Below are 23,763 nucleotides of genomic sequence, written 5' to 3'. Positions count from 1 at the left end.
TCCCGCACCAAAGTAAGGGATGGACGGGCGTTCGCAATCCGCCATGGTGGCGAGGCTTATATCCACGCGTAAGACCAGTGGAAAAGTGCGGAGACGGGGATGACATGTATGGTGTTCAAGACACGGCTGGCCTTCACGGCGCTGCTCGCAGGGACTGCGCTGGTACCGGCTGCGGCGTATGCGCAGACGGCGCGTGAGGCCGAGCTCGAGACGCGACTGAAGGCGCTCGAGGCCGCGGTGCAGGACCTGCGGGGGGAACTGACCGCCGCGCGCGCCACTGCTGCCGCAGCGCCGCAAACCGCTGTGTCGCCGACCGCGCCACCGACCGCCATGGCATCGTCGCCGACTGCGCCGCATCCGACCGGGCCGAGCGGCCCGACTGCGCCGACCGCGCTGGCGGAGGCAAAGCCCGCTGGACCAGGGCCTGCGCCGACCGACGGGTTCAAGGTCGCGGGCACCACGGTCAAGCTCAACGGCTTCTTCAAGACCTGGGCATCGGTGAGCCGCTACAGTGGCGGCAATATCGCGCCGGAATCGGTCGGTCGTGATTTCTACTTCCCCAGCATGACCCCGGTCGGCGGACGCAACGAAGGCAACAGCTTCGAATCTCATGCCAAGCAGACCCGGATCGTGCTCGCGACGGATACGCCGATCGCGGGGCACAGCCTGAAGGGGCTGCTCGAACTCGATTTCCAGGTCGTGCCCGGCACGCAGGGGAACCAGCGCGTCGTCAGCGGCTATAACCCCGGCCTGCGTCGCGCGTTCTTCACCTACGACAACTGGTTGTTCGGGCAGGAATGGACGACCTTCCAGTATATCGGCGCGTTGCCCGAGACGACCGACTTTATCGGGCCGTCGGAAGGCACCGTGTTCGTCCGTCAGGCGCAGGTTCGCTACACGCGCAAGCTGAGCGACACGCTGTCGCTGTCGGTCGCCGCGGAAAACCCCGAGACGGCATCGACCAATCTGGTGTCCGCGGCAGTGGTCGAGAATGCGGATGACCGTCTTCCCGACGTTGCCGCGCGGCTGAACTACAAGACCGCGTTCGGCGAGTTCTCGCTGGCGGGGCTGGCGCGGAAGCTGACGATCGACACGGGACCGCTGAACGAGAGTGCTACAGGCTGGGGCGTGTCGTTCGCGGGCAAGGTGCCGCTCGATGCGTCGGGCCATTCGGACATCCGCTTCATGGTCACGCATGGCGACGGGATCGGCCGCTATGTCGGCCTGAACCTCGCACCCGATGCGGTCTTCTCGGCCGTGCCCGGGGCGGAATTGCAGACGCCGAGCCTCACCGCCGGGTTCGCGGCGCTCAAGCTGGGCTGGACCGACAAGCTCCGCTCGACCTTCATCGGCAGCGTCCAGTCGATCGACTACCCGACCGGCGGCGAGCCGATCGGCGCGACCGACTCTGCCTGGAGCGCATCGGCCAATTTGTTCTACTCGCCGATCAAGAGCATCGATCTCGGCGTCGAATTTCGCCACGCGCAGCGCCAGCTAGTCAACGGCCAGGTTGGCAAGATGGACCGCGGCGAGCTTGCCGCACGCTATTCGTTCTAGGGCATGATTTCGCGATCCTCTCCCGCAAGGGGGAGGTGTCGCCGAAGGTAACGGAGGGGGAGGGCATACAACGATGGTCATCGTTTACCGCCCCGTCCGTCTGGCAAGCGCCAGCCACCTCCCCCTGGCGGGGGAGGGTGAGAGCGGCGCCGGATCGACTTCTTTGCGTTCATGAGCCGGCGACGATCGGCTGTTCCATCCACCTTATCTGAGAGGATATCGCCATGGCGACGACAACCGGGGACGCATCGCCCCTTGGTCATGCGAAGCAGAGCCAACCCTTGATCATCATCGCGTCGTCGCTCGGCGCGGTGTTCGAATGGTATGATTTCTATCTCTACGGCCTGCTCGCGACGATCATCACAGCGCAGTTCTTCTCGGGCGTCAACGAGACGACCGGGTTCATCTTCGCGCTCGCGGCGTTCGCGGCCGGGTTCGCGGTGCGGCCGTTCGGTGCGCTGGTGTTCGGGCGGATCGGCGATGTCGTCGGCCGCAAGAACACCTTCCTCGTCACTATGGCGATCATGGGGCTGTCGACGTTCCTCGTCGGCCTGCTGCCGAGCTACGCGTCGGTCGGCGTCGCCGCGCCGATCGCGCTGGTCGTGCTGCGGCTGTTGCAGGGTCTCGCGCTCGGCGGCGAATATGGTGGTGCCGCGACCTATGTCGCCGAGCATGCGCCCGACAAGAAGCGCGGGCTGTTCACCAGCTTCATCCAGACCACCGCGTCGCTCGGGTTGTTCGCGGCGCTGCTGATCGTCATCGGCGTGCGCACGCTGGTCGGCGAAGAGGCGTTTGCCGCCTGGGGCTGGCGCATCCCGTTCATCGTCTCGATCGCGTTGCTCGCGGTGTCGCTCTGGATCCGCATGCAGCTCGAAGAGAGCCCGGTGTTCCAGAAGATGAAGGACGAGGGCAAGACGTCGAAGGCCCCGCTGACCGAGGCGTTCGGGCAGTGGAGCAACCTGAAGATCGTGCTGATCGCGCTGTTCGGGGCGGTCGTCGGCCAAGGCGTCGTGTTCTACACCAGCCAGTTCTACGCGTTGTTCTTCCTCGAGAAGAACCTGCGTGTCGACGGGCCGACTACCAACATCCTGATCGCGATCGCGCTGTTGATCGCGACGCCGGCGTTCATCTTCTTCGGCTGGCTGTCGGACAAGGTCGGGCGGAAATACATCATCCTGACCGGCTGCGCGCTCGCCGCGCTGACCTACATGCCGCTGTTCCATGCGCTGTCGAAGGCCGCCAACCCGGCGCTTTACGCGGCGCAGGCCAATTCGCCGGTGAGCGTCGTCGCCAACCCCGACGAGTGCTCGGTCCAGTTCGATCCGGTTGGCAAGAACAAGTTCGACAGCAGCTCGTGCGACATCGCCAAGGCGTATCTGGCGAAGGCGGGCATCTCCTATGCCAACGTGATCGCACCTGCTGGCACCGTCGCGCAGATCCATATCGGTGGCGCGACCATCCCGGTCGTCAATCCCGCGGTCGTGTCGGGGCCAGACAAGGCAGCCGCGATCAAGGCGTTCGGTACCGAGGTGAAGACCGCGCTGACCGCGGTCGGCTACCCCGAAAAGGCCGATCCGGCGCAGATCAACAAGCCGCTGGTCGTCGCGATCCTCGTCATCCTCGTGCTGTACGTGACGATGGTCTACGGGCCGATCGCCGCGCTGCTGGTCGAGCTGTTCCCGACCAAGATCCGCTACACGTCGATGTCGCTGCCCTATCATATCGGCAATGGCTGGTTCGGCGGCTTCCTGCCGACCGCGGCGTTCGCGATGGTCGCGGCGACCGGGGATATCTATTACGGCCTGTGGTACCCGATCGTCGCCTGCGCGGTGACTGCGCTGGTCGGGCTGGTGTTCCTGCCCGAGACGTTCCGCCGGTCGCTGCATAGCTGACCGACGGCATTCCCGACGACCTCTCGGGCCCGAGGCGCTACGGCGCGCCTCGGGCCCGAAGTGTTTTGCGCGTCAGGTTCGACGCGCAACCGCCACCATGCCGACCCGGCGCCGGTTCAGTCGCCGACCTTGGCCGTAGCGAGAGTCCTGGTGATTGGGACGGTGACCGACTTGCCGTCGGTGCTGACCATGCCGAGCCGACCGGCGCGGTGGCGGGACGGTCGACGCGGACGTCGAGGACAAGGCTCAGTCGGGATTTCTGCCGTTGAGGATCGAGCCGTGCTTGTAGGAGCTCAGGTCCGAGAGCTCGATGCTGGCGATGTTGACCTGGATCAGCTGGTCGATCTTGTCCGCGACCGACATGCGTTTCAGCAGCGCCTCGATCCGAGCGTTCGCGGTTGGCCAGATCTTCAGATGCGCGACCGCGGGCACGGGCGCCGTGGGACGCGCTATCGGCGTCACCGCGGACTACGGCCGAAGCGCGAGGTTAACGTGGAAACGCGGCCTACAACGTACTCTCCCCCGGGGCGGTAGGCATCATTCGTGCCTTGGCAGCGCTGCTATCGGGTTAGCGCTACGACGGCCAGATCGTTTGGCTATTTCTGTGTCCATATCTCCGGGTGCGTGTCGATATAGGTTGATAGCGCCATGGTAATCCGGGCGTCGTCCGAGGTCGACGGGTGGGCGTGACATCCGGTGAAGGCGAGGCCGGTGACCGGAATGAAGCCTATGTCGCGCTCGCCTTCGGCTTTGAGGCGCGAAGCGACCTTGCCGACTTCGGATGCGATTTCGCCGTTGGCCATATCGGTGGCCCACAGGATGACGTGCGCGTTCGGGGCATGCGCGCGTAGGCGTTTGACGAAATCGACATAATGCTGCTCGTAGTCGGCGTGCAGTGCGTCGCGCGTTTTCCATGGCTCGCCGGGGTGGAGAGGCGTGGTGAAGTCGTTGGTCCCGAGCGCGATCACGAACAAGTGAGGGTGCCAGGCGGGGTCGGCGTAGCGCGCGGCCTTGTCGAACAGCGTGAACGGGTAAGCGGTCGGGACGGTATCGGCGGCCATGCCGTCATAGTTGCGGACGATGCCGCGGCCGGAGATCGCGTTGACCTGATAGTCCGCGGCATAGCGGCGGGCGGTCAGCGCGGGCATGGCTTGGGCGGTGTCGGTGGTCGCCCAGACTTCGTCTTGCGTACAGTCGCGCCGGGTCGAGATATTGCCGTAGCCGACGGTGTGCGAGTCGCCGATGAATTCGATTTGGCGGGCGCGGCTCGGCGCGGGGAGGGGGCGTGTTCCGGACGCGGCGTAGAATCCTCCGAAGACGGTGGGCGTGGACTGGCTTTCGCTGGCGACGTCAACGCGGATCGTGTGGCGACCGTGGGCGAGACCGGCGACGCGATAGAGCCCCGGCTTCGGCTTGACGAGTTTGGCGACTGGGGCGCCATCGACGGACACATGCAGGACGATGTCACCCTGGCCGATCTTCAGCAGCGCGCTCGGGCCGCGGAACGCCGACTCGAAATACGTGCCCGGCCATTGGCGCCTATACCCTTCCGCGACCCGTTCGGCGCGTCCGCCGATATGGACCGGGAGGGCCGCACCGGCTTTCGTGGTGGTCGGCGTCAACGTTGGCGAAGCGGCGATCACCAACGTCGACAGGAGTGCCGTGGCAAACAGCCCGAGGACCGCTTTCATGCCTTCACCTTCAGCCATGCGGGCAGTTCGTCCTTGGTGACATAGCGTTTCGATGCATAGTCACGGTGTAGCTGGTCCGCCGTGTTCTGGTCGGTGCCGGTCAGCCAGCGCGTGTGCCATGTCATGAACCAGAGCCAGTCTGCGGTGGGGCCGAGCAATGCAGGATCGGGGACCGGGCCGTTCTCGTGCAGGCAGATTGGAAGCGTGTCGCCGACGATGGCCTTCACCTGCGCGAACATGGCTGCGAGATTGCCATGATCGTTCGCGTAGATATCCGCGCCGGCGACATCGACCGTTGCGTCCCCGGGATACCAGGCAGGGTCGACGTTCTGGCCCGCCCAGCCGAGCACCCAGATGAGGTTGCCCAGGCGGTGGACGCGCGTGAACTGATCGTACATCAGCGCCCAGAGCGATTTGAACGCATCGGGGCCGCGCTTGCCCCACCAGAACCAGTCGCCGCTGAACTCGTGGAACGGGCGCCATAACACCGCCACGCCGCGGTCCTTAAGAACGGCAAGCAGCCGCGCGACCTCCGTCATGTCGCGCATCATGGCAATGTTCTGCGGCGTACCGGGTTTAAGTGCGGCCGCGACGTCGAAATCCTTCTTCGAATTTTCGTAGCCTGTGCCGATATCGGGTGCGCCCCAATGCCAGCACAAGGTGACGATGCCGCCCGAGCGCGCCCAAGCGGTCGCCCGGTCGTTCACCGCATCGTTATCGCGCGGGTCGATATAGTCGAGCCCGAGAATAGCGGGGAGCTTGCCCGTGACCTGCTGGAGGTAATCGAGTTCACCGCGCGGGTTGGGCGGCGCGGATCCCTGTTCCTGCTGGCCGGTCAGTGTCTTGCGACCATACTGGCTCCACAGATACGTATAGAGCTTTCGCGCAGTCGGGGTGGCATTCGCGTTGCTCAGGGTACGGTCCGGTACCGCTGCCAGTGCCGGTATGCCCTGCATCAGGCCGAGCGCCGCCGTCAGACCGAGCGTCTCGCGTCGGTTGAGCATCACAGTCCTGCCATCACGGCGGCGTGCGCGCGAATCACGGATTGCGTGGCGGTGTCACTGTCGAAAACGCCGTACCAGCCCTGCGGTTCGTGCGGCGGATCGCCCATGTAGCCGAGGTCGCCGCGCTGGAAGCGGTAATCGACATGCGGCGTTCGCGCTTCGCCGTTCCATGCCCAGAAGTTCGAGCCCGCGAGCGGTCCGCCGGCCTTCGCGTTTGCTTCGATCGCCGCATATATCTGACGGTAGAAGCGGTCCTTGTAGACGGTGGTGATGGTCGGGTCGTAGGCGGTCTTGCCGTCGCGCGGATAGCCGAACTCCTCGATCACCAGCGGCTTGCCCAGCGTCGTCGCAAGCCGGATATGCGTGTCGAGATAGTCCGCCACCTTCGTCGCGCCCGCGTCATAGGTGCCGGCGAGGTTCCCCGAATCCATCCAGGTCCAGTTGTTCGGCCAGATATGCGTCGTGAGGTAGTCGATCGACGGCGAGCGATGCGCGGCGAGTACGACGTCTTCGCGTTCGATCGAGCCCTTCAGCCCTTCCGAGCCAGTCGAGACGAGGTGATTGGGATCGAGCGTCTTGATGTAGCGGGCGGTCTCGTCGATCCAGCGATAGAAGTTCGGAAGATTGGGAATCGCGGCCTTGTCACCGCCCGCGGGACGCGGTTCATTTGCCAGCTGCCACGCCATGATCGTCGGATCGGCGACATAGCCGACGCCCGTGACGCTGTTTTTGCGCGTGACGACCGCGCGAATATAATCGCGGTACATCGCCTGCGCCTGGCCGTTGGTATAGAACGCCGCGTTCCAATCGGCGAACTCGGGCCAGGGGTGTGCAGGGTCGTTCATGTCGATGAACCTGCCGCCATTGACCCACGACAGATACGTCATCATCCCGCCCGACCATTCCCAGAAGTTGGTCAGGTAGATTACCCCGGTCATGTCGCGCTTCGCCATCTCGGCGAGCGTCCAGTCGAGGCCCTTGAGCAGATCCTCGTTGTAGGTCGCGGTCCTGTCGCGGAATCCCGGCGTGATCGAGTTCTTAAGCGGCGAGATTTCGGCCGAGCCCAGGATGCGCAGGTTGCGTACGCCGAGCGCTTTCAACCGGTCCAGCTCGCGGCCAAGCCGTGCACGATCACCATAGGCGGTGTCCGCGCCAAGCCACGCAGCGTACCAGATATTCGCGCCAACGTAGCGATACGGCATGCCGTTGCGTTCGAAACGGTGCCCGTGGACCGTAACGAACGATAAAGCCTCCGGACGGCTACCGAGCCTGTTGGTCGTAAGATGCGCCGTATTCGTGCAGGCAGCGACGAGAGCCACACCCGCGAGCAACGCTGCGCGCCTGTCGATTACCGCCATGCCATCCCCCCTGTTACGCCTGTTTTTCCGCGACCGATCACGTCGGTCCGTATTGGAACGACCTTAGGATTCCGCCTGGCTCGGCGCCACCGCGGAATGTCCTCACCGGATGAATTCCGCCGGCCAAAGCGAGGTTCCGAATGGCCGGCGTAACTCAGTGTTTGATAGGTCCGCGCCGCCGAAGTGCGACCGGCGCTTTCCTGGATCACCGGGCCGGTGGGCGTGCTGCTCGAAACGGGTGCCGTTCCGCGACTGGCGGGCACGGTATTGCTGACTAGCGCCTTGCTGTCCGGCATCCTTGCGAAGGGCGTGCCGAACGTGCCGTTCAGCCCCCGAGCGACCATGCGGGCGCTGCCGTTGCGCTCGGCGATCCATAGCGACAGGCCGTCGGCCTCGTGCGCGCAGAAGGCAAGACGGGTGCCGTCGGGTGACCAATTGGGTGCGGCGAAGCGCAAGCCGGCGGGCAGCTTGACCGCGACGGTCCTCCCCGAGCCGACGTCCTTGAAGCTCAGTGCGTTCAGCCATTGCACGCGGACCTCGGCCTGACCATTGGCGGCGGGGTCGATGCGGTAGCCGCCCAGCCGCGAGATCGGTTTTGACAGATTGGCGATCGACGGCAAATTCTCGCGCCCCAAAATCGTCAGCGTGCGGTGATCGGGGCCGACCGCGACGCCGGGGATAGGCGGCGTTTCCAGTGCCTTGGCGATCACATCGGGTGCGCGATGATAGGCGCTGCCGCTGGGCGTTTGAGCGTTAACCGTGGTGATCAGGAGCAGGGCAATCAGGCAGGCACCGGCGCGCATTCGAATTTCTTTGTGTCCTACGTCACGCCGTTTGGCATTCGGGTCTGCGAACGCCAACGACAACGCTAGATGCCCGAGCTTACGTGAGTTTGATCGTGGAACGAGATATCGAACGGAGCCTTGGCATCTCCGCGGACGCAGATGAACGACCGGCTACCTGACCTCAGTCTTTACATAGACTTCTCAGGGCCAAAAGCTCGAGGCTGATGCTGTGCGTGGTACGGGCCTGAAGTCACCGACGCCATTCTGATGACCGTGTTCTCGAACGCTTCGAGCGACTGAGCTAACGGGGGCTCTCTTCTCATTTTGCGCCCTACAGGCTGCCGATCGGCCACCCGCCAGCTGCCGTCCGATCACATGAACGAACGGCGGAAATTATGAACCGGGGGAGGGGGCGCGAACGTCTGCAATTGGGTTTGCTCAGACCTCGGTTCGTTCCGCCAATTCGAGGGCATCCTCCACACCGACCCCGAGGTAGCGCACCGTGCTGTCATTTTTAGCGTGACCGAGCAGGATCTGGACGGCCCTGAGATTGCCCGTCGCCTTGTAAATGATCGACGCCTTGGTTCGCCGGAGTGAGTGGGTCCCGTAATCGTCGGGCTGGAGGCCGATGCCAGCGCCCCATTCGTGAACGAGGCGGGCATACTGGCGCGTGCTCATGTGGTTCATGTAGTCGTTTCGACTGGGGAAGACATAGTCGCCCAGCGTGCCACCGCGTCGCTCCAGCCACGCACGCATTGTCTTCCGGGCCGTCTCCATCAGCTCGAACTGCACCGGCCGATTGGTCTTCTGCTGCACGACAATGGCTCGATCGCGGACGCGTCCGCCTGACCCCACATCGCCCATGCGAACTTTGACGACGTCGCAGCCGCGTAACTTGCTGCCGATCGCGAAGTCGAACAGCGCCGTGTCGCCTAATCGGCGATGCTGGTCCAACCAGAAGCTCTCGCCCAGACCTGTTGCTGTTTCAGCGCGCGCTTCGCACCACGCAGGTGTCCCTCATTCCAAGGACGACGTTCTGCAACTGCAGGATCAAACCGCGAGTGCCCCATAGCTCACATCCAAGGAGCAGGGTTGTTCTTCCGAAGTGGCGCATCAGAGTTAATCATCGGTGTTCGAATGAAGTGTCCGTGCCACAAACTAGCAGTCGGAACAGCAACGGTGGTTCGAAGCCTAGCGCGTCTTCTCCGGCGTTAGTGTGAACAAATATCGGAGGTTCGGTACTCGGATTTAAACTCTGACCCCGGCCGAGTTTATTGCCGCCGCGCTGAGCCGCTTTGACGGAGGTTCCCGCCTGAGTCGGAAGGATTGGGGCGGCTAACTTATTAAGGCAGCTGCCATCGGATTGGCTGTACCTGCGCTCGGCATGACCGGGGCACCCCGGCCGTCTTCGCCGGCTCGTAGGTGAGGGTCAAGCTCTTGGCGAGCGCAACCGCGTCAAAGGCAAAGGGCGGATCAGAAACGAGAACGCGCGCGGCTGTCGCCGTGCCTGTGGGGCTGATGCTGAATTCGAGCATCGTGCGTCCCTGCAGCATCGCCTGCACGAGGTCCGGCGGGTAATCATCGGCGGTGATGTTGGACGAGGTAAATCGCACGGGCGGAGCGGCGACGTTGCAAAGGTCGGGTGCGAAGTCGAACTGCTCAATCAGAGCGGCAACCGCCGCACTGTCGCCTTGCTCGCGTCTGACGCTCAGCAGTCGAAGCCCCAGTGCCATCAGTCGCGGGTCAGTGGCAGGCACGTGCGCGCGTAGCACGGCAATGGTCTGCTCCAGCAACTGCACTCGTAGAGCGGTGGGGGCTTGGGTATAGGCTGTCGCGTTGCTCACCACCGTGAACAGGTTATCGAGCGATACCGCTGAATTACGTGCTGCCTGACCCAACAACGACTGGAACTCGGCCTGCGCGGCAGTAACGGACTTGCTTTGCGCCGCGACGTCCAGTCCGGTTGTGGAGAGCGCACTGAACAGAACCATGTCTGCCGGGGCGCCGTTGGCCGCGATGATGTCGGCGATCCGGTGGGACAGCGCGGCAGCGCGAGCTCGTGCCTCTTGATTGTCCATGCCACTCGCTACCGTTGGGCCCAGTATCTGGACCAGAACGGGCAGCAACATGACCGAGGTCGATCCGTAACGCCGCTCACGCTCGGCAAGCAGGCTTGCCAGCGATGGCGTGTCGCTCTCATCCCCGGTGTCCAGCAACGGATACGCCCCGCGGCTTGTACTCCAGCTAAGGATTTGGTCGTCGAGGTCCGCTCTTACCTGATAATCGGCCGCTGGACCCAGGCGACACTTCAGGACAACGGTGGTCGCTTGACCGTCCTGAACTTGGAACCCAGGGTTCCGTGCAACGCCATCGAGAAACGCCGCGGCAATGCCTGCCCGGCTTGCCCAAACCAACGAGAAGCGCGGTCGTCCGGGAGGAGCTTGCCGCGAGAACTCGACGGCAACGCTGTCGTTCGGAGTAATGCCGGCGGACCCGCAGATCGGCACGTCGGCACCGAGCACCTCTTGACCCGTGTTGGTGCCGCGATTCAGCCGATCAACCGCAAGCATCGCGATCAGCCGTCCCCGATCTCCTTTCCTGCCGGCCGTCACCATCATGTCTGAAGCGACACGGGCTGCGGCACCTTGTTCTGCCCCAGCCATGGGAGCTTCCGACCATGCCCGCTGCATGGCGGCCTGCGCGGCATCGTCGCGGCCCGCGAGCGCCTCGGCTCGTGCCCGTTGCAGATCCACTTCCCATGCCTGAGCCGGTAACGGCTGCGCTGATTGTAGGGCAGAAATCGCGTCGTCTGGGCTGGTTATCATCCGCAACCGTGCATAACCGATGACGCTGCTGGTGCGATCTTCCGCAGACGCCTGCCGATCAGCACTCACCGACTGGTACAGCCGCTCGGCGTTGGTGAACTGGCCGCTCTCTTCCCGCGCCGTTGCCAACAGGAGCTGATAGTGCCCGCGGTTCTTCAAGCCTGGCTGCGCGTTCAGCCGCAAGAGCAACGTTGTCGCGCTCGCGGGCGTCCCGTTCGCCGAGATCAGCTCCGCAAACAGCCGGTCGAGAACGGGATCGGGTCCGCCCTTGTCTGACCCTGGCAAACGTTCGGTAATCAGCTTGTTGAGCTCGATGCCGGCTCGTCGATAATCATGGGCATCGAGCGCCCGTTGCACGACGGCGCCGTCCGGCTGCGGGCTCGAAAAAGCGGCCAGTGCCGCCGAGCCCACCCCAACGGACAGCAATCCTGCGCAAATCACGTTCAAGCGTTTCAATGCCGTCCCCCCGTTTGCTGAAGCATTCCCGACGGGGAAGTGAGCGTCAAGCAATACGATGACGGCTTGCTAACCGTCAGAGCGGTAGCCGATCTACGTGAAAGGACTGCCGCTCTGGGGAAGCGGTGAGGTGGTTCTGAATGACCGCGAATGGGTCTGCCACGTCGCCCCCGCCAATCTCGTACCGGTAGCGAGGCATGCGCATGCTCCGTGTCGGTCGGTAAAAGGCGTGAAGTCTTGTTTCGCAGCGACTGCACCCGCCTTCGTAACAAAAACATGGGGCGGATCAGCCAACATCGCATGATCAGGCGGCTAAGGCGCGCTCCGTAAATTGCACACTTCCGCCCGCAGGTTGTTGCCGGGTTGCGGACATCCGTTCACGAAACCGAGATAGGTTTTCGTCGCCAGGTCGTAGCGCTTCCAGTTTGGAAGGCCTGCTGCGCTGGGTGCGCCGGTGCGCGCGAAGGCCAGCCAATAAGCCTGCATCGGCGGCGCGCCGGCTTCAAGATCCTGAGCGCTTTGCATCACGTAGCGGATCTCGCTGCCGTGGGTCACGGGCTTGGCGTCGGGGGCGGTATAGTCGAACTGATATTGCCACACTGGCTGGCCGGCGCGTGCCCGAGCAGCGGAAACTACCGTCACCGGGCAGCGGAAGTTTATGTCGTTCGACAAAATCAGGCCGAGATCGCCCAGTCGCGGATCGGCCGCCGGAGTCGCATTCACCCCGTACGCTTTCCGCGCGAGCGCAGCGTTGCTACCGAACGCGTCCGCGATTGCTTCGTCGGCACGCGATATGCCGCCGTGGAGCGTCAGTTCTCTCGCGTTGCTGCCGATGATCAGCGGGGCGGGGTTGCCGCCTTCTGCCAAAATAGTCGCGGGGGTTTCGGTGAGAAAGCGGCCGTCGACGATCGCCTGAAGCCAGATGAAGCTCTTGTCGGCGAGACCAGGTACGTCGATCGCCTCGCTCGCGGCGATCAGCGTGGCGACGGGGAGTGCGCGCAGCGCCGCAGCCGTCTGCGCGATGCCTGCCTTGGCCGCGATCGCCATGCCAAGGCGTTCGTTCTCGGCGAGGCTGCGGGGTGGCGTGCCGAAGCCGGGCGTGCCGCTCTCCTCGATTGCCTTGGCGAACAGCCCGCGCGATCCGAGGCTGAGCAGGTGCAGGCCGACATCCATCGCGCCAGCGCTCTCCCCGAAAAGCGTGACGTTGGCGGGATCGCCGCCAAAGGCCGCGATGTTGGCGCGCACCCAGCGCAACGCCGCCTGCTGGTCCATCAGTCCGTAATTGCCTGATGCGCCGCCGCTTTCGCGGGTCAGTGCCGGGTGCGAGAGAAAGCCGAGTGCGCCAAGCCGGTACTGGATGCTGACGAGCACCACGCCCTTGCGTACCATCCCGGACTGGATCGTTCCTGAACCGCCCCCCGCATAGTTGGAGCCGCCATGGATCCAGACCATCACCGGCAGCGGCTTGCCTGGCTTGAGATCCGGCGTCGCGACTTCGAGGAACAGGCAGTCCTCGCTGGCGAAGCTTGCCGCCTGCGTGTTCCAGCCGCGATCGACCTGCGGGCACGACGCCGCCGATTTGGTCGCGTCGCGCGCGTGCGTCCAGCGCCGCATCGGCTGTGGTGGTTTCCAGCGGAGAGGGCCGATGGGCGGTGCGGCATAGGGGATGCCGCGGAACAAGTTGCGGCCGTCCTCGGTGACTTCGCCGCGCACGGTGCCCTGCTGCGTCGGAACGACTGTGGTGGCGGCGAACAGCGCGGCGAGCAGGATCACTTGGCGATGACCACGCGTGTCGGCGCTGGACGCGACAATGCCGCCTTGAACGCGCGCTCCGCGACCGGCGCCATGACTGCATAGCCCGCCGGCGTCGGGTGGACGTGATCCGACGATAGGCCTTCACGCATGCCCAGCGTACCGGGCGCGACCAACGCGGACCAGTAATCGGCATAGGTCGAGCCCGTCGCCGCCGCATAGCCCTTGAGCCACGCATTCATCGCCGCGATCTTGCTGCCCGTGTCGAGACCCGGACGCCACGGATACTGATCGGCTGGCGGAATCGAGGCGAGGATGACGCGGATGCCGTTGGCCTGCGCCAATTCTGTCATCGCGCGGATATTGGCCTTGCTCTCGTCCGGTGTCATCGGTCCGGTGTTGAACGCGATGTCGTTGGTCCCGGCCATGATCTGCACGACTGCGGGCTTGAGCGCGACAACGTCGGCGGGGAAGCGCACGAGCATCTGGGGCGTGGTCTGACCGCCGATCCCGCGACCGATCCGGCCGCCCTTGAAGAATGCCGGCACCTGATCGAACCAGCCTTGCGTGATCGAATCGCCGATCAGCACGATCCGCGGTTGGCCTTTGACGGGCGCACGCAGCGCCGCATTCGCTTCACGGTATCGGCCGAGATAGGCCCAGTCGGTATGCAGCCGCTCCTCGGCCTCCTTCGCCCATTGCGCCTTCTGCTCGGGCGTGGGGTCGGCGGCGAGGGCGGGGCATCCCACGGCAATGGGAAGCGCGGCAAGCAACAGACGGGTCGGTTTCATCATGTTTCCTCTATCGGATCGGCACGAGGCGGATTGCGCCGCCGCCCGATCCTGCAAGCTTCAACGTCACCGTATCGCGTGCAGTGACGATACGACTGGTGGCGACGACATCGGTCGGGCTCGCGCCGTCCTGCCAGATCGTGGCGGTGAAGCGTCCGCTTCCGAGAAAGTCGAGCGGCACGTCGAGGACGCGCGGCGTCTCGTCGGTCATCGCGCCGACGAACCAATCCTTGCCCGATCGGCGCGCAGTCACAATCTGCTCGCCGATCGCTCCCGACACGACACGCGTCTCGCCCCAGCTCGCAGGCACCGCACGCACGAAGTCGAACCCCACCGCGCCCGCGTAGTTGTCGGGGCTGTCGGAGACACCCATGAACGGGCTGTCAAAGACGACGTACATCGCCAGCGCCTGGCCGCGCGTCGTTTGCACCATCGGCGTCTGCGGCTCGATCCGGAACGTCGCGGGCGTCGCGTTGCGAAAGCCGCCCGGCGTATAGTCGTACGGCCCGGCCAGCCCACGCGTAAATGGCAGCGTGACATTGTGTCGCGCAGTGATCCGCCGCGTCCACTTGTTGTATTCGGCGCCGAGCACGCCCTCCTGCGTCAGGAACTGCGGCCAGGTCCGCGTCGCGCCGGTCGGATGATACGCACCGTGCAGGTCCAGCATCAGGTGATGCGCGGCACTCGCCTTGAATATGCGCTGGTAGAAGTCGACGATCTGTTGGTCGCTGCGGTCCATGAAGTCGACCTTCACGCCCTTGATCCCCATCGCGGCATAGTGCGCGAACGCTGCATCCATCTTCGCATCGAGCACGCGCCAGTTCGCCCAAAGCCACAGCCCGACCTTTCGGTCTGCGGCATAGCGAACGAGGCTGGGCAGATCGATCGTGGGGACGACCGTCATGATGTCGGCGCCTGGATAGACCACAGGCCCGCCGCCGCTGTTGATGTACCAGCCCTCGTCGATCAGCATGTAGGGCAGGCTGTTGGCCGCGGCAAAATCGATATACGCCTTGATCGTCGCGTCGTTCATGCCCGCGCCGCCGGGGAGCGCCCTCAACGTCGGACCGTTCCACCAGTCCCACGCAGTTTTGCCCGGCTTCACCCATGCGAAGTCGCCCTTCGGGGCCGGGTTAAGGCTGGTCAGGATCGTCGACTCGATCAGTTTGCCGGGCGTGTCGGCGAGCATGACGACGCGCCATGGCGTAACTAGGCCGGTAGTCCGGACATTGGCCTTAACAGCGATCCCGGCATCATCGAGCCGCGGCGTCAGGCGTGTGGCGAAGCCGAGCGCCCCGGTCTCGCGCCCGGTCAAGTACGCGCCTGCATAGTCGTGCAGATCGGCGTCGGTGATTGCGAAGCTCGTATCGCCCGCACCGGTGCGACAGGTGACCGGCATCTCGAATAGGTTGTGCGGACGGACCTGCGACGCCTGAACCGGGTCGTATTCGCCCTCGTGGCTGGTGTCGAATCGTCCGAGGTTGAGACCCCAGCAGCGATAGTCCGCAGGGAAGGCGAATTCGGTCAGTTCACCCGAAAGCCTGAGGTCGGTGAAGCCGGGCTGGACGGGCAATCGGTAGCGGAACGCGACGCCGTCGTCATAGACGCGAAAGACGATATCGAGCCGCCGCCGCGCGCCGCCGGTCTCAATCAGGTTCAGCGTGAGTTCGTTATAATGATCGCGCGCGGTGGAGGTCTTTCCTGCGATCAGCCGATAGCGGGTGTCGACGCTGGTCCGCACAGCGCCGGTGACATTGGTATCGGGACCCAGTTTCTTGTACGCCTCGAACGCGAGGCCGAGCGGGGACATGTCGATCACCGGACGGCCGTGGACCGCGATCGCGTAGGTTGGCCCTCTGGTTGCCGAATCCTGGCCGATCGTGACATCGATCGCGCCGTTCGGGGACTGGAGATGGCGATCCTGCGCCGCGGCAACCGCGGGTGCTGCGAGCAAGGTCAGGGCGGCGAGGATCTTCATCGGCTCAGCGGACCTTGACGGCGGCCGGCGTCACGTTCCAGCCGCGCAACGCCACCGTCGTCTTGCCCTTCGTCGCGGAGGCCGGGTAGCGGATCTCTATTCGGCGTTTGGCGCCCGGCAGCAGCGAGACGTAGTTATCGGTAAAATACGCCGGCAGGACCTGCGTCCCGTCGGCGTTCATCACCGTCAACTTGGTCGCCAGCGCGGCGACGCTGCCCGGATTGGACAGATCGAGCGTGGTGGCGATCTCGTCGCCGTCGCGGTGGCTGGTCGCGGTCGATGTGAGGCGGACCTTCGCCATCTGCGTCATGCCGCGATAAGCGGTATCGTCCGCCCCTTGCCAATAGACGTTCTGCGAGACGGTCTTGCCTCCGACGTCGGTCACGTCGAGCGAAACCAGCACCATGCCCTGCACCAGTAGCGGCGCGAGATCGAGCGTGAAGGCATCCGCGACCAGCCCGGCGCCGGCGCTGACGGTCGCGCGCTGGTCCGCCAGCACGCGGTTGTCGAGCGACGTCACTCTGGCGTGGACGACAGCTGCCGTCAGCGCCGGACCGTTGTTGACCAGGACGATCTTGTGGTCGGGCAGGTTCATCTGGACGTGGACCGGCTCCGAGGCCTTCTTCGTTCCGTAGAACGCAGCATGCGTGTCATAGTCGGACGAGAAGATCTGCCACGCTGACGACGGCCAAGCCGGCTGCGTCATCCACAGCATCCTTGCGGAGTTGGTGGTCCACAGCCCGGCGTTGAAGCCCTCGAAGATCGCGCGATAGGAGTCGTACTCCATCATCTGCGCCTTGCGTTCGAAGTCGGGCAGGCTGGTCCCCGCGCCATAGCGCGTCGCCAGCGTATCCATGTACGTCTTGACCGCGCCGTTCCCGGTCTGGTGCCAGTCGTGATACGCCCATGTATCGCCGATCGGCCACAGGTCAGCCTTTGGGATTGCGCGCGTCCAGGCCTCCAGGGTCGGGAAACTGGGCGTGCCAAGCTCGACCGAAAAGCCCTTGGCGTGATCGGTGAAATAGGTCGACTCCGGCCGCCAGTTATACGGCCCGCTGTTTTGCAGGTTCACGCGGTTCGACGAGCCCATGTACAGCCGCGTACCGTCCTCGCGGTTGATGATCCGCTGCAACGACTCGTTCAGGATCGGCTGCGGCACCCCCTCGTTGCGGCCGAACCAGACGACGATTGAGGGATGGTTGCGGAAGCGCTTCACCACGTCCTCGGCGTTGGCGGTGAACAGCGGCACGTCCTGTGCCTCGATGTTGTAGTCCTGCGTCGATTCCCAGAAGTCGTTGAGGATCATCAGCCCGTGCTCGTCGGCGAGATCGTAGAACGTCTCTTCGGTATTCTGGCCGACCCAGTTGCGGATGATGTTGAGGTTGGCATCCTGATGCAGCCGGAAGAACGGGAGCAGGCGCGCGCGCTCGGTCCGCTTCATGAAGTCGTCCATGCCGATATTGCCGCCACGCGCGGCGATCCGCACGCCGTTGACCTTGATAAGCAGATACGGCGCGAGACCCGCATCACCCGCGACCGGCGTCACCGCGGGCGACGTCTCCGCGCCGGGGACGAGCGAGGCTGCCCAGCCATTCTCGGTCTGGCGGATGCCCTGGTGCGTGCCGTCGACGATCTGCGTATGTAGCGCGCGCGCCTTGGACAGGTCGATGCCGACGCGGCGCAGCGTATCGGTCTTGTCCATCAGCGAGATCTCGTACGTCACCTGCCGCATTCCAAAGCGCAGCGTCTTGGTGTCCGAAACCGCACCGCCGACCACGCTGGTCAGAGTCAGGTCATGCAACGCGGGGGCGCCGTATCCGTTCGGCCACCACAGCTTGGGATTGCGCACCGCCAGCGTCGGAAACTCGGTGGGGGCCATCGTCACGTCGGCGCTCGCATAGGCGGCTAGCGCGACCGTCTTGGCCACGGTGACGTCATCGAAGGTCGCAGTGACAGTCGCGGTCGTCCGCTGGTCGGTCAGGTTACGGACCGGAACGGTGATCTCGACATTGGCCACGCTGTTGTCGGCGTTCGGCAAGGTCGTCACGACCTGTGTATCCCCCAGCGCCGCCGGTCCGGTCGCGATCAGATCGACGCCCTGCCACAGCCCGGTGTTGCGGTCGCGGATCGAGGGGATCCAGTCCCAGCCCTCGGTTGCGACGAATGTCGGCCCGTCGAGCATCTGCATGCCACCATTCTCGCCGACGCCCGCCGTCATCGACTCCTCGTGCGCTATGCCGGGATGCGGTGGCGGCGAGACCTTGACGGCAATGACGTTGCGCCCCGGTGCAAGCTTGCCGGTAACGTCGAACCGTCCGCGGATGAACGCGCCCTTCATCGTGCCGAGCCGAGCGCCGTTGAGCCAAATCTCGGCGGCGTAGTTCACGCCCTTGAAATTCAGTTCGAGATGCTTGCCGAGCGTGCCGGCCGGAACGTCGATCTCGGTGCGATACCAGTAATCCTGTCGCGCAAGCCGCTCGGGAATCGCCATGTTGTTCAGCCCGAACGCAGGGTCGGGATACACGCCGCGATCGACCAGTGTCGTCAGCACGGTGCCCGGCACGGTGGCCACGTACCATGACTTCGCGTCATAGCCGGCGCGCGATACCGTCGCGCCGTCCGCCTTCACATCGGGGGCTTCGGCGAGCCGCCAGCCGGCGACGGTCCATAGCCCGGGTGACCGCTGCGTCAGCGCCGGGCCTCCCGGCGCCGGTTTCGCAACCGGCTTCGACAAGGGCGCGCGACTGCGGGGAAGCGTGGCCGGATCCTGCGGAGCGACCTGGCCGAGCGACTGGCGGACCTGCACCGGCCATTCGGACCGAACGGGGTCGCGTCCGGCATACCCGGCGGGAAGGGGGGCGGGCGGTGCTGTCTGGGCGACTGCCGTTGACGCGAGCAGCGACGCGAGCGCAGCGGCGCCGTAGATGCGGATCGAACAGTCGGTCATCAGTCATCCCCTTTTCGGCAGCCGGATCTCTGGCCGGGCTGCACGATCAAGCTCTAAAAAAGCACGAGAAAACCAAAAAGCCAAATTATTTGGCAAATTCGTTCTTACGATCGAACGGGCCGTGGTGTGCGACCAAGTCGGCATGGTTGGGCAATGACTGCGCGCCGCGTATTGTAGCGGCGCGGATCTGGCGGATCGCGTCCGCGACGCGGTCCGCATCGAGTGCATCGACGATCGGATCATGGCCGACCGGGATGACGTTCTGGCCGAGCAGCACCTGCACCCAGCTCGATATCCCGAACAATTCGTCGTCGTAGCGGAACACTCGCCCCTTTTCGCGAAAAAGCGCTAGCTTGCGCGTCAGGCTGTCGGGGATCGGCATCGTCCGGACATGCCGCCAGAAGGCGGAATCGTCGCGGCGGGTGGCATGATAGTGCAGGATGATGAAGTCGCGCACCGAGGTATAGGCGTCGCCCATCAGCCGGTTATATTCGTCGCGCTCGACAGCGGAGAAACCGCGGTCGGGGAACAGCGCGAACAGTTTCGAGATGCCGGTCTGGATCAGATGGATGCTGGTCGATTCGAGCGGCTCGAGGAAACCGCCGGCAAGCCCGAGAGCGACGACGTTGCCCTGCCACATGCTGGTCCGGCGCCCCGCCTTGAAGCGGAGCTGACGCGGCTCGGCGGTTGGCCTGGAATCGAGATTCGCCAGCAGCACGGCGGTCGCTTCGTCGTCCGAAATGTGCGCGCTGGAATAGACATGGCCGTTGCCGGTGCGATGCTGAAGCGGAATCCGCCACTGCCAGCCGGCGGTCCGCGCCGTCGCGCGTGTATAGGGGAGCAACGGCGCGCTTGGCTCGGTCGGCACCGCGACTGCGCGGTCGCAGGGCAGCCAGTGCGACCAGTCCTCGAACGGTACGCCCATCGTCTCGCCGAGCAGCAGGCTGCGAAATCCCGAACAGTCGATGAAAAGGTCGCCGTCGACCGATCTCCCGTCGTCGAGGCGCACCGCGCGGACATGGCCGGTGTCGGGATCGCGATCGACGCGGGTGATCCGTCCTTCGATCCGGGTGACACCGCCGGCCTCGGCGCGACGGCGCAGGAACGCGGCGTAGAGCCCCGCGTCGAAATGATAGGCGTAGGCGAGCGGCGCGGTCTGCGGCCCGGTGGGCAGGCCGAACCGGTTCAGATAGGCGGCAACGGCGGAGGGGGCATAGGCGTCGATCCCGCCGATACCCGGACGATCGCGCAGCTTGAGCCAGAGCTGATGGAAGGCGAGGCCCTGGATATCGCGGCCATGCCCGCCAAACGCGTGCATGTACCGGTCATCGCCGGTGTCCCACCCGACGAATTCTATTCCGAGCTTGAACGTGGCGCCGGTCGCGCGGAGGAACTCGCGTTCGTCGACGCCGATCAGCGCGTTGAACCCCAGGATTGGCGGGATCGTCGCCTCGCCGACGCCGACCGTGCCGATCGCATCGGACTCGATCAGGACGATCTGGCGCTGGCCGTCGTCGAGATAGCGCGCGGCGGCGGCCGCGGCCATCCAGCCCGCGGTACCGCCGCCGACGATGACGACCTTGCGGATCGGGCCTGGGTTCGCATCGGTCATCGGCCACGCTCCAGTTGCGCGAGATAGGCGGGGTAGGGGGGCAGGCGCGCAGGCAGCGCCGCGGTCGCGTCGGCAAGCTGCTTGAGCGTCGCTGCGATCAGCTCAGGCGGGCTGGCGGACGCGATCGGATCGGCGATCCGGGGGATCATGCCGAGCCCCAGCAACAGCCCGTGCCAGTCGTCCTTGTCGAAACTCTCGTCCTCGTAGAATGGTAGGCGCCCGCGATGCGCGAATTGCTCGAGCGTATGCGCCAGGCTGTCGGGCCGCTGCAGGCGCGCGATGCTTTTCCAGAACGGCCCGCGCGTTCGTCCGGTCGGGAGATAATGCGCCGCCTGGAAATCCCGGACACGCGCCGCCTGGCGGTGGCTGCGCTGGTTATATTCGGCAAGTTCGGTCGGCGCGCAGTCCCGCCCCGGCAGCAGGTCGATCGCGCGCAGGATGGCACTCTGCGCGAGGTGGAGATTGGCGTCTGCCAGCGGATCGAGCACGACCGCGGCATCGCCCAGTGCCAGGACATTGTGCCGCCACGGTTCGGCTCGGACACCCAGTGCAAGCGGAACGACCGTGTCGCCGGCCGGCAATACGCGGCGGGCGCTGGAATCGGACGTCTGATCGGCCGCGTAGCCAAGCCCGACGAGAGTCCGGTCGCGCAGCGGTTGCACGAACCGCCAGCCTGCGGGTACCGCGATTCGGTCATCAGTTGGCGTCGCGACCCGTGCCGGCGCGGCCCCGAGCAGCAGGCGATCGACCGGCAGCCAGCGCCGCCAATCGTCCCACTGCGTATCCAGCGCCGATCGCAACGGTGCGGCGGGGCCCGAACAGTCGAGGTACAGATCGGCTGCGACGCACCGACCGTCGGCGAGCAGGAGCGTCGCAACGTGCCCGTCGCTGCCGCGCTCCACTCCGGCATAGACGCCGGGAACGGGGATGATCCCGATATGCCGGGCAAGTGCTCGCAAGAGGTCGCGGTAGCGCGGCGGGTCGAGCCGCCACGCATAGCCAAACCCCGAGATTGGCGAGCGCGGATCGTCCGACGGATGGACGAACCGGTCCGCGGCCGCGAGCGTCGCAGGTACCGAAAACGCATCGAACGCCGCGGTCTTCCCGGCACGGCGCGCGTTCAGCCAATGCTGGTGAAACGTACCCGGCGCGATCGCACCGCCGCGCTCGCCATGCGCCAGCACCAACGGCACCCCGTCGGCACGCCAGTCCGACAGCCGCGTGCCTAGCCGGTGTGTCGTCCCCGCCGCCAGCAGATCGCGTTCGCGCAGGCCGATCCGGTCATGAAATTCGGCGATCGAAGGCAGTGTGCCTGCCAGATGGTCGGTCAGTGCGGCCGGATCGTCCGGGGTCTCGATGACTGTCACCGCGAGCCCGGGCAGCACGCGCGCGAACGCGATCGCCGCCGATAGGCCAACGATCCCGGCACCGAGCACCGTGATGCTGCGGATAGGCGGGCGGGCGGTCATGCGGCGATCGTTGCGTTGCGGCGTGCGATGAACGTGCCATGGTCGGGCATCGCGGTTGCCGTGGCGGCGACGCGATCGCGCAGGCTGGCGATCGCGCGGTCGAGACCATCTAGGCCCGGACGGTCGGCACGCTGGTCCCAGGCTTGCGGCACGATGCCCTGTCCGAGATAGACCGCGATCCAGCTCGGTTCGAGGAACAGCCCCTCACTATACTGCGTCACGCGTCCAGCGCGGCGGAAAAGGTCGATCTTGTCGGCGAGGGTGGCCGGGACCTCCATCGTCCGGACATGGTTCCAGAAGTCCGAATCGTCGCGGGTCGTCGCGTGATAATGCAGGATCAGGAAATCGCGGATGCGGTCATATTCCATGTCGACCATGCGGTTGAATTCGATCCGGTCCGCCGCGGCGATACCGTCAGCGCGCATATTCTGCGGGAACAGCTCGATCAGCTGCGTGATCGCCATCTGCGCGAGATAGATGCTCGTCGATTCGAGCGGCTCGAGGAACCCCGACGCAAGGCCGATCGCGACGACGTTGCCGACCCAGCTGCTGCGGCGGCGACCGGCGCGGAACTTGAGAACTCGCGGATCGGCGAGCGGCGCGCCCTCGACCGAGGTGACCAGTGCATCGGCGGCGGCCTGGTCCGAGAGATGCGCGCTCGAATAGACATAGCCGTTGCCAACGCGGTGCTGGAGCGGGATGCGCCACTGCCACCCGGCTGGTTTCGCGGTCGCGCGCGTATAAGGCTCGATCGGCCCGTCCGGCGAGGTGCAGGGCATCGCGACGGCGCGGTCGCAGGGCAGCCAGCGCGACCAGTCTTCCCAGGGTTCGGTCATCGCGTCGCCGAGCAGCAGGCTGCGGAACCCCGAACAATCGACGAACAGGTCGCCCTCGACCGCTTCGCCCGAGTCCAGGCGGAGCGCGCGGACGTCGCCGTTCAGCGGATCCCGGTCGACCGACACGATGCGGGCTTCGGTCCGGCGCGCGCCGTGGGCTTCGGCAAAATGGCGGAGATAGGGGCCGAACAACGTCGCATCGAACTGATAGGCATAACCGAAGCTCGCGGCCAGATCGTCGGGCGCGCCATCCGGGATGGCGAAGCGGTGGCGCTTGGCGGCGGCGACCGCGACCGAATAGTCGCCGATCGGCCCGGCGCGGCCTGCCGCGGCAAGGCGGAGCCAGTAATGGTGGAAGCCGATATCGTCGAGCGGTCGGCCGAAACTGCCGAACGGGTGAATGTAGCTGTCGCCGATCGCGCCGAAATCGCGGAAGTCGATCCCGAGCTTGAAGGTCGCATGCGTGGCGCGCATGAAATCGGCCTCGTCCAGGCCCAGGCGTTCGACGAAGGCACGGATGTGCGGCAGCGTTGCCTCACCGACCCCGACGATCCCGATATCCGCCGACTCGACCAGATGGACCGAGCACGCGACCGGCAACAGCCGCACAAGCGCCGCGGCCGTCATCCACCCAGCCGTCCCGCCGCCCACCACTACGACCCGCGTTTTGCGCATATCCATTGGCCCTCCATCCTCGCGCCACACCGCTTTGCACAGCCCCTTATCGTTAGGGCCGTTCCGAACCTGTTACACTTTGGCAACACATCGGATGTGTCCGACATATCTGTATTTCAAATTGTCTTATTCAAC

Annotated in this window: 15 protein-coding genes and 1 pseudogene; 2 read left to right on the top strand and 14 right to left on the bottom strand. The window is 65.2% G+C overall.

Annotated elements, in window-relative coordinates; genetic code table 11:
• Positions 1-108 precede the first annotated feature (108 nt).
• Positions 109-1,557 (top strand): DcaP family trimeric outer membrane transporter, encoded by a 1,449-nt coding sequence (locus ASE79_RS09715; RefSeq protein WP_235516839.1) that lies wholly within the window; start codon positions 109-111, stop codon positions 1,555-1,557.
• Between the two features lie 224 nt (positions 1,558-1,781).
• The gene (locus ASE79_RS09710; RefSeq protein WP_056415270.1) at positions 1,782-3,449 is read left to right on the top strand and encodes an MFS transporter; all 1,668 of its coding nucleotides are present in this window, start codon (positions 1,782-1,784) and stop codon (positions 3,447-3,449) included.
• 246 nt (positions 3,450-3,695) lie between these two features.
• Here ASE79_RS09710 and ASE79_RS09705 read toward each other — a convergent pair whose 3' ends face one another.
• The 14 genes and pseudogenes from ASE79_RS09705 to ASE79_RS09640 form a co-directional block, all read right to left on the bottom strand.
• Positions 3,696-3,911 carry a hypothetical protein gene (locus ASE79_RS09705; protein ID WP_056415265.1) on the bottom strand — a complete coding sequence of 72 codons (216 nt, stop codon included), beginning with the start codon at positions 3,909-3,911 and terminating at the stop codon, positions 3,696-3,698.
• A 134-nt stretch (positions 3,912-4,045) separates the two neighbouring features.
• Positions 4,046-5,092, bottom strand: a complete 1,047-nt coding sequence (locus ASE79_RS09700; protein ID WP_235516838.1) for an SGNH/GDSL hydrolase family protein — start codon at positions 5,090-5,092, stop codon at positions 4,046-4,048.
• A gap of 44 nt (positions 5,093-5,136) precedes the next feature.
• Positions 5,137-6,144 (bottom strand): glycosyl hydrolase, encoded by a 1,008-nt coding sequence (locus tag ASE79_RS09695; protein ID WP_235516837.1) that lies wholly within the window; start codon positions 6,142-6,144, stop codon positions 5,137-5,139.
• A complete protein-coding gene (locus tag ASE79_RS09690; RefSeq protein ID WP_200910348.1) occupies positions 6,144-7,346 on the bottom strand; it encodes a glycoside hydrolase 5 family protein in 1,203 nt (400 codons plus the stop codon). The genes ASE79_RS09695 and ASE79_RS09690 overlap by 1 nt, the downstream gene beginning before the upstream one ends.
• A 146-nt stretch (positions 7,347-7,492) precedes the next feature.
• The gene (locus ASE79_RS09685) at positions 7,493-8,305 is read right to left on the bottom strand and encodes a hypothetical protein (protein WP_056415261.1); all 813 of its coding nucleotides are present in this window, start codon (positions 8,303-8,305) and stop codon (positions 7,493-7,495) included.
• Between the two features lie 420 nt (positions 8,306-8,725).
• Positions 8,726-9,357 (bottom strand): annotated as a pseudogene (locus ASE79_RS09680) (tyrosine-type recombinase/integrase).
• Between the two features lie 273 nt (positions 9,358-9,630).
• On the bottom strand, positions 9,631-11,568 hold the full coding sequence (locus ASE79_RS09675; RefSeq protein WP_156359637.1) for an energy transducer TonB: 1,938 nt from the start codon (positions 11,566-11,568) through the stop codon (positions 9,631-9,633).
• A 312-nt stretch (positions 11,569-11,880) separates the two neighbouring features.
• Positions 11,881-13,341, bottom strand: coding sequence for a carboxylesterase/lipase family protein (locus tag ASE79_RS09670; protein ID WP_056415252.1), 1,461 nt, complete (start codon positions 13,339-13,341; stop codon positions 11,881-11,883).
• Complete coding sequence (locus tag ASE79_RS09665; protein WP_235516836.1) at positions 13,338-14,111, bottom strand: GDSL-type esterase/lipase family protein; 774 nt, start codon at positions 14,109-14,111, stop codon at positions 13,338-13,340. The genes ASE79_RS09670 and ASE79_RS09665 overlap by 4 nt, the downstream gene beginning before the upstream one ends.
• Positions 14,112-14,121: 10 nt before the next feature.
• On the bottom strand, positions 14,122-16,089 hold the full coding sequence (locus ASE79_RS09660) for a glycoside hydrolase family 97 protein (RefSeq protein WP_056415247.1): 1,968 nt from the start codon (positions 16,087-16,089) through the stop codon (positions 14,122-14,124).
• Positions 16,090-16,093: 4 nt separating this feature from the next.
• Positions 16,094-19,036 (bottom strand): glycoside hydrolase family 2 protein, encoded by a 2,943-nt coding sequence (locus ASE79_RS09655; protein ID WP_082445214.1) that lies wholly within the window; start codon positions 19,034-19,036, stop codon positions 16,094-16,096.
• 85 nt (positions 19,037-19,121) lie between these two features.
• Positions 19,122-20,648 (bottom strand): tryptophan halogenase family protein, encoded by a 1,527-nt coding sequence (locus ASE79_RS09650; RefSeq protein ID WP_056415244.1) that lies wholly within the window; start codon positions 20,646-20,648, stop codon positions 19,122-19,124.
• Positions 20,645-22,117: a tryptophan 7-halogenase gene (locus ASE79_RS09645; RefSeq protein ID WP_056415241.1), complete on the bottom strand. Its 1,473-nt coding sequence runs from the start codon at positions 22,115-22,117 to the stop codon at positions 20,645-20,647. The genes ASE79_RS09650 and ASE79_RS09645 overlap by 4 nt, the downstream gene beginning before the upstream one ends.
• Positions 22,114-23,634, bottom strand: a complete 1,521-nt coding sequence (locus ASE79_RS09640; RefSeq protein WP_056415239.1) for a tryptophan halogenase family protein — start codon at positions 23,632-23,634, stop codon at positions 22,114-22,116. Before ASE79_RS09640 ends, ASE79_RS09645 begins: the two co-directional genes overlap by 4 nt.
• Between the last annotated feature and the right edge of the window lie 129 nt (positions 23,635-23,763).

The organism is Sphingomonas sp. Leaf28, from assembly GCF_001421685.1.
GTDB lineage: Bacteria > Pseudomonadota > Alphaproteobacteria > Sphingomonadales > Sphingomonadaceae > Sphingomonas > Sphingomonas aurantiaca.
Note: the sequence above shows the minus strand (reverse complement) of the source record. Positions and strands in the feature narration are given on the sequence as shown.